This is a genomic window from Lacticaseibacillus porcinae (assembly GCF_003946305.1).
GTDB lineage: Bacteria > Bacillota > Bacilli > Lactobacillales > Lactobacillaceae > Lacticaseibacillus > Lacticaseibacillus porcinae.
The window spans coordinates 1-1,714 of the sequence record NZ_RHNS01000034.1; the positions used below are offsets into that span (position 1 = coordinate 1).

Below are 1,714 nucleotides of genomic sequence, written 5' to 3' on the forward strand. Positions count from 1 at the left end.
GGCTATACTCCTTCTTGGGTAGACAAGCAAATAATTAAAGCTTGCCTTCCTAGGAAGGAGTTTTTGTATGGGCCGGAAAGGGTCTAGATATACGTTAGAAGAGAAGCTCTTCTACATTGGTCTGGTACAAGATGGACAGTCCGCTAAATCGATTCGCAAACAGTATGGCGTTCACGACTCGCAGGTCCAGCAATGGATAGAACGTTATGAATTGCGCGGAGTTGCCGGTCTCAAGGCGAATCGAACGCAGCGAAAGTACTCTCATGAGCTTAAGCTTGAGGTTGTTCAGAAATATCTAACTGGCAACACGTCGTATCCTCAACTTGCCAGAGAATACGATATTCCTAATGTCGCGGTCATCTATCAATGGGTGTCCCTGTATAATAGTGGTAAGTTACTCAAAACCACTAGGAGGTCCGCTCCAATGAAAGATGGACGCAAGACGTCGCACGCCGAACGCATCGAGATCGCACAATGGACTATTGCCAATGAGTTGAACTACGTTGAAGCTAGCAAACACTTCAATGTTTCATATGGACAAGTCTACTCATGGGTAAAGAAGTTCAAACAAAGTGGCGAATCGGGACTCGCAGATCGCCGTGGGAAAGCCAAAGAAGATAATGGTCAACTGACTGAACTTGAGAAGAAAGATTTAGAAATCAAACGTCTCAAAGCACGTCTAGAATATGTTTCAACGGAAGCCGCTGTCCTAAAAAAACTTCAAGAAGTAGAAAGAAGGAATGCCAAGCCGACGACAAATATCAAACCATTCAACAACTCGCACAGGAAGTGAATCCAGATTCGGGAAAGCCTTATGGCATTAGCGCGGCATGTCGGGTTCTCAAAGTATCACGTGCTGCATATTATAAGTGGTTGAATCGCAAACCGACAGCACATCAGCTAGAGAATGAAGCTATTCTCGCGTATATGATTGAACTCGAGGAAAACAATCACTATATCTTCGGAGTTAAGCGTCTTGTGACATATATCAACGTTGAGACGCCATATCATGTTAGTCACGGTCGTGTTCGTCGCATCATGCGTCGAAATCATATTCAATCTTCGATTCGCGTTGCGAAACGGAACCACAAAGCTGAGAAGAAGGAATATCTTCTCGCCAATAAGCTGTACACCGAAGACGCTGGCCACGCATTTCACCCCATTGGTCCAAATCGCGTGATGGTCACCGATTGTTCTGAACTAACCTATGGGATCAAGAATGAGAAGAAGCTTCGCCTCAGTGCCGTAAAAGATCTGTACGATCATAGGATCGTTGGTTATTATGTCGCGCCAACTGAAACAGCTCAGCTTGTCACTGACACAATAAAGTTAGCCATTGATAATAACAACGGTATTAAACCTGAAATCGTTCATAGTGATCAAGGCTCTGCGTATACCGGTGGTATGTATAATACTTTCTTAGCTGGAGAAGGCATCACTCACAGCATGTCACGTCCAGGTACACCGGGAGATAATAGTCCAATGGAGAGTTTTTGGAGCGCCATTAAAACTGAATACTTTGCATTTGAACAAGCACTATCGGAGATAGAGATAATGAAGCATATTAAAGACGCCATTCATTGGTATAACTATGAACGACGTCAAGATACACTAAACGGCATGACGCCGATGGAATATCGGAATCATGCCGTAAAGGAAATTGCATAGCAACTTTAATTATTTGACTTGTCTACTTGACGCGGACCAGCGCCGA

At 44.1% G+C, this 1,714-nt stretch carries 2 protein-coding genes; both read left to right on the forward strand.

What is annotated here, in order from left to right; genetic code table 11:
- Window positions 1-67 precede the first annotated feature (67 nt).
- Window positions 68-793: a helix-turn-helix domain-containing protein gene (locus EKM92_RS13495; RefSeq protein WP_125711495.1), complete on the forward strand. Its 726-nt coding sequence runs from the start codon at window positions 68-70 to the stop codon at window positions 791-793.
- Window positions 790-1,668 carry an IS3 family transposase gene (locus EKM92_RS13500; protein ID WP_263853900.1) on the forward strand — a complete coding sequence of 293 codons (879 nt, stop codon included), beginning with the start codon at window positions 790-792 and terminating at the stop codon, window positions 1,666-1,668. The genes EKM92_RS13495 and EKM92_RS13500 overlap by 4 nt, the downstream gene beginning before the upstream one ends.
- Window positions 1,669-1,714 lie beyond the last annotated feature (46 nt).